The organism is Chryseosolibacter histidinae, assembly GCF_018598225.1.
GTDB lineage: Bacteria > Bacteroidota > Bacteroidia > Cytophagales > Cyclobacteriaceae > Chryseosolibacter > Chryseosolibacter histidini.
In genome coordinates this window covers 1-5416 of record NZ_JAHESF010000084.1, presented here as the reverse complement: position 1 = coordinate 5416, position 5416 = coordinate 1, and the positions used below count along the sequence as shown (strand labels likewise).

The following is a 5416-nucleotide window of genomic DNA, read 5'->3' as shown; positions in this document are numbered from 1 at the left end:
GAGATCTACACAGCCAACTTCGTCGGCAGCGTCCGATGTGTAGAAGAGACAGGAACGTCGAAGGGTTCTTTCCATTGCCGGCGCTCGCACCCAGGGGATACATTCTGCGGGTGACGGAAGAAGGAGACAACCTCAGGATCATCGCGTACACGAACGTCAAAAATTTTTCGCCCGATCCGTGTTTCATTTACCTGGTGGCGCAATCGCGGGGTGTTGTTACGTTCGCAGCACGGGGAGAGATCACGGGCACAACGCTTACCAAAATATTACCCAAGCGCCAGTTCCCCACCGGCATCACACAGATCACACTCTTCGATGCCGCGCAGGAGCCCCAGTGCGAGCGGCTGATCTTTGTCAATCACCAGGATGCCCTGAAACTTTCGGTCAAGGCGGATAAGCCCTCTTATACGAAACGATCGAAAGCAGCGCTCGACATCACCGTGACTGACAAGGATGGCGCGCCCGTTGCAGGGAATTTTTCACTGTCGATCTACGACGATACGAAGGTCAGAACACAGGACGAGTACCCGATGAGCATCACCAACTATCTGCTGCTCACGTCCGATCTCGCAGGAACCGTCACATCGCCGGGATATTATCTAAAAGATGAGCTTTCTGAAACCCGGCGCCACCGCGATCTGCTCATGATGACACACGGCTGGAGAAGGTTCACGTGGCAAACGGTGCTGAAAGACTCTGTATGGGCGTCGCACTTCTATACCGAGCATGGACTTGTGGTGAGTGGAAAAGTGCTGCGCAGCCTGGGCAAAAAACCGGCGATCGGAAGTAAAATAAAAGTGCTCACCACACTGGGAGATATTATCATCATCACGGCCGACAGCCTGGGAAGATTTTATTCAGACCGCCTGCAATATTACGATTCTGTGGGTATGGTGATCCAGACCGACAATGCCAAGGGAAAACAGACGGAGCTGCAGCTCTTCCTGGATCCGTTCAATGCTTCGCCGTCATTGAAGCACAACACTTCTCCCTTCCACACTTTCGAGGCAAACGAGTTCCTGGCACAGGCCGGAAGATATAATCGCATCGCCGACGCGCTCGATGGAAAGGCAACGATGCTGAAGGAAGTGGAGATCACCAGCACCAAAATAGAAGAACAAAGGCACACGCTCTACGGCACACCCGATGTAACCTTAAAGGTAGATGACAGCATGCTGAGCTATACCAACATATTCGAGGCCATCCAGGGGCGGGTGGCCGGGGTTAATATCATTGGTGTTCCGCCTAACATGACCATCAGCATCCGTGGTGGTGGCACGCCATTGTTGCTGGTAGACGGGGTGCCTATGGACCTCGATATGGTCTTCTCCCTCTCGCCTAACGATGTTGAGTCGGTGGATGTGATCAAGGGTGCGGGCGCAGCCATCTTCGGCGCGCGTGGTGGCAACGGCGTGATTGCTATCTATACCAAGAACGGACTCTCTCAAAGTCCACGGATCGTGGGCATTCATCATCTCAGGTATCCCGGCTTCTACAAGGCCCGCGAGTTCTATACACCGAAATACGACGTACCGTCCGACAATCACAACCTGCCCGACCTGCGCAGCACACTGTACTGGAAGCCGGCGATAAAAACGGACTCAACGGGCAGGGCACACGTTTCGTTCTTTACCTCGGATGTGCTTTCATCGTACCGGATCGTGGTCGAAGGAATTTCTCACGAGGGTGTGCCAGGGCATGGTGAAGGCAAGATGAAGGTGAATTAAGGGTGGCAATCTCGCTATGATCAAGAGGTGAGTGTTACGTGCCAAAACTCGCATCACCCGATCTAAACTACCTGCGGCACGTGGGAACGCCCAAATATCCCCGGGCTTCACCCGGGGATATTGACATTAAGGCCCTTCAGGCCTTCCTCTTTCTACGCTAGTCTATAGATTGTACAAATTCGAACTCGAATTGCTGATGGGTGGCAGAGGCAACCAGTGTTTGTTGTTGCACGCTTTGTCCATTGGCGGTTGAGGCGCTTTGCACACCGGCAACTTTACCAGTCTTCTTGTTCTTCAACCTGAAGTATTTTTTACCGGCGTCGGCAGCTTCGATGATCCATTCGTCATAGGTATCGGTGGCAACGGGAAGGATCTGCTGAATGTTGGTGCCATCCGCGGTAGCGCCGCCGGCCACGGCCATGTCCATAGAGCTGTTGAGGTTCTTGATAACCACATTTCCTTCAGGGTTGTACTGGATCCTCCACTGACTCGAAAAGAGGTTGTCATAAACATTCTGCTCCACCTGACCATTGGCGCTGGTGGAGTTGCTTCGCATCTTAAGCGTCTTTCCGCTATGCCGTGCGATGATCTTGTAGATGCCGGGCCTGATCATGCGATCTTCCTGTACGGCAGCAATGGGTTTGTAGTCGGTCCAGAAAGTATCCGCTGCCATGGTGTTCGGCAAAAAACCTGTTCTGTACTGAACGCTGGTGCCGAGCTTGTATTTCGGCACGATGGTACGTGAAAGGAAAACCGGAGGCCTGTTCTCCACCACCACAACTTTCGTATCCCTGTGCACCCGCTCAACGCCCGCGGTATTGGTGTATTTGATATCCACCGCCACAATGGTTTTGGCAGCGCCCAGCCATTCGAAGTCGAGGTCACTGTCTGGATTGTTGAACTGCTTGTAATGCACTACCCGTTCCAGCGGCCTGTTCACAATGGAGCTCCTGAATACTTCGCCGAATACTTCACCGATCGTTTCAGTCCTGATCGACGAGTTTCCATTCTTATCGAACGTGTACATTTCGAATGTATAGATGCCCTCCAACAGATTACTGATACCCAGCTCGTGATAATTGTTTACGAGGTTGGGCCGGATCTCGATCTCGACAGAATCCTTTCCGGGATTGCGCTGGCCTGGCAAAGGATTGGTGCCACTGGGCAGCTCCGGGTTTCGCCACAGTATTTTGGCGCGGATGATCTTCGGGTCCGGCACCAGGTAAAAAGACAACACCATTCTGTTATTACCGGAATGTGCTGTAAACTGGCTTGGCCTGCCGGAGTAAACGATCTCTCCATCTTCAATGAACTCATCGTAGGTATCGTCCATCTCGCCGCACGACAACAGAAAGACACCTGAAAGCAGCGCAAGGCTGTAAGCGATATATCGTCTCATGTTCATAATATTTTATTTTATCTGGCCCCAGAATTCCAATTCGGCAATATGCATGAAGCCCTTCGCTCCTTCTATCGCTCCCCAATTATCGATGTGTTTGAAGGCGATGTATCTCACGGGCGGGCTATCGAGGGCAAAATCATATTCATGGCCTGCATCGGCAGCAGCCTTGTCTTCGTTGCTGATCAGCCCCACCGGCAATCCGGAGGGTTTCACCATGATCTGATGGTCCAGCATGATCCAGCTGTTGACGTCGTTGATGTCGTTGGTGCCCCAGATCTGCCACTCGTGCGGGTTGCCGTGGCTGTAACAGAATCCGCAGTTGTCGCCACTGTTCCGCTGCCAGAATTTATACCGGCTCAGCTTGGCTGTAACGCCCAGGTCCATGGCCACCCAGATGGGAATATCGTTGCGTTCGTTGGTATGATAGCCTGTATTGCCATAGGTATCGTCAAACAAATTGGCAAACGGCCACGAGCCGAGATTGCCTACGGGGTCTTTCAGGCCGATGCCACTTTCCGGAAGCGGAGGGATCTGGGGCACAGGTTTGCCCGTGACGCGCGCGATCTTCTTCTTATCGAGCTGCTCTTCGTACCAGGGGGTCAGCTCAACCTCCAGGGTATCCGTTCTGTTATTCCAACGGTCCCGGATAAAGTACCCGAATTTGGTGGGCACTGCTTTCTGTCGCCTGACGGCGAACTTGCCCGATGGCAACGCGGTGTAGAAGTTATCTACGGTAACCCATTCATGAAGGCGGTCGTCTTCCGTGCTCCAGCGTAACACCCCGATCACAACATTTTCAGCAGCGAGGTTGGTGAACTGCGTGATCATGCCACCAAATGCCACATCGATCTTCAGCGACTCCAGCACATCGTAAATAGCCGGACGTTTCGGCTCTATCGTTACTGACACTGGCGAAGAGGATACACCCGCACGTGTTACCGTATAAAGTTTGATCTCGCGTTGTTGTGTGTCGCCAAATCCTTCTACCAGTATATAATTGTAATAGAAGGAAGCTTTGGCATCGAGCTTTTCACCGTTGCGTTCATATTCGGCCCGCACGTAGAGCAGGTTCGGATCATCCGGCAAGGTGTACTGGATTATTGCTGCACCAGGTAAATTGGTCACCACCGGATCGGTCACCGGCTGCGGTTTCGTTTTGTCTCCGATGGGGTCATCCTTGCTACACGCCATGGCAAACAACGCCAGGAGCAGGAATGAGGATAAAAATTTCTCTAATGTTTTCATTGTTTATGTTTTTAAATGAAAATGTCTACCATCCTGGATTCTGAATAAGATTTCTGTTGATCTGCATCTCCGAGATCTCGATCGGGAAAAAATAATCGCGCATGTAAAAACGCTGGTTCGCCAGCAGGATCTCCGTGTAATAGGCTTCCGGTTTGTCCTGTGTTATATCCCAGGCCCTGATGGGTTGGTTCAATGCAACGTGCGCTTTCTTCCACCGCTTCAGGTCCCAGTACCGGTGTCCTTCAAACATCAGCTCAATGGCGCGTTCCTGCTGGATGATCTCCCGCAGTCCTTCTTTCGTGGTGTACTTGGATGGATCCGTTGAATAGTTGGTCCACGACTCTTCTACGGTGGGCAGCGAAGCCCGCTCGCGTACCAGGTTGATCCAGCGTGTTGTCTCCGTGCTGTAACCGTTCACTTCGTTGAGCGCTTCGGCATACATGAGGTACAGGTCTGCCAGCCTGATCTCGGGCCAGGGATAAACATTCATGTTGGCGCCTGTGACGTTGCCGTCAGACTGTGCTCCAGCGGTCTGCAGGTGCACGAGCTTCTTGGCATAGTTACCTGTAATACAATAGTTGCTGATGCCCTGGCGCGCTGCCGTTTCACCTTTGCGGGTAGCCACATGGTAAATGGTCTTCTTGGCATCGTAGTTACCGCTCCAGTTGCCAAACCAGATGCCCCTGTCGAAGCCGACAAAAGCGTAGAACCGCGGCTCACGCTTGAAGTGGAGTGCCACCGTTCTTTCACCCTGTTTGATATAGAACCGATCGTTGACGCCAGCCGTTTTCAGCGAGAGCCTGTCGTTGTAATTCCAATCTGCCTGCTTCGCTTCTGTGATGGGTACGCCCTTGTCAGTGTAGAACATCTCCACCATCTTGTTGGTAACGCCCAGGATACTCTTCGGGCCGCTGCCACTCGTAGCCGGTGTGATCATCGCCATGGCCCAACGTTGAATGTCAGAGGCCCTGCTGTTGGTGTTCGCCCAGATCACTTCGGCATTGGCCTCTATTTCACAAAACTCCGCGCGCACCTGCCATTC

General features: G+C 52.6%; 4 protein-coding genes. 1 reads left to right on the top strand and 3 read right to left on the bottom strand.

Annotation, left to right across the window (positions count from 1 at the left end):
• On the top strand, positions 1 to 1727 hold a 1727-nt coding region (locus KK083_RS32860; RefSeq protein WP_254170275.1), incomplete at its 5' end, for a TonB-dependent receptor plug domain-containing protein.
• Between the two features lie 157 nt (positions 1728 to 1884).
• Here the strand turns inward: KK083_RS32860 and KK083_RS32175 are convergent.
• The 3 genes from KK083_RS32175 to KK083_RS32165 form a co-directional block, all read right to left on the bottom strand.
• Positions 1885 to 3126, bottom strand: a complete 1242-nt coding sequence (locus KK083_RS32175; RefSeq protein WP_254170274.1) for a DUF4998 domain-containing protein — start codon at positions 3124 to 3126, stop codon at positions 1885 to 1887.
• A gap of 12 nt (positions 3127 to 3138) precedes the next feature.
• Positions 3139 to 4374, bottom strand: a complete 1236-nt coding sequence (locus KK083_RS32170) for a DUF5000 domain-containing lipoprotein (RefSeq protein ID WP_254170273.1) — start codon at positions 4372 to 4374, stop codon at positions 3139 to 3141.
• A gap of 25 nt (positions 4375 to 4399) precedes the next feature.
• The coding region (locus tag KK083_RS32165; RefSeq protein WP_254170272.1) for a RagB/SusD family nutrient uptake outer membrane protein at positions 4400 to 5416 on the bottom strand (1017 nt) is incomplete at its 5' end.

What these genes read in the sequence shown, in the direction of transcription:
- KK083_RS32170 (WP_254170273.1), bottom strand. Translation starts at nt 4,374, where the DNA reads ATGAAAACATTAGAGAAATTTTTATCCTCATTCCTGCTCCTGGCGTTG.
- KK083_RS32175 (WP_254170274.1), bottom strand. Translation starts at nt 3,126, where the DNA reads ATGAGACGATATATCGCTTACAGCCTTGCGCTGCTTTCAGGTGTCTTT.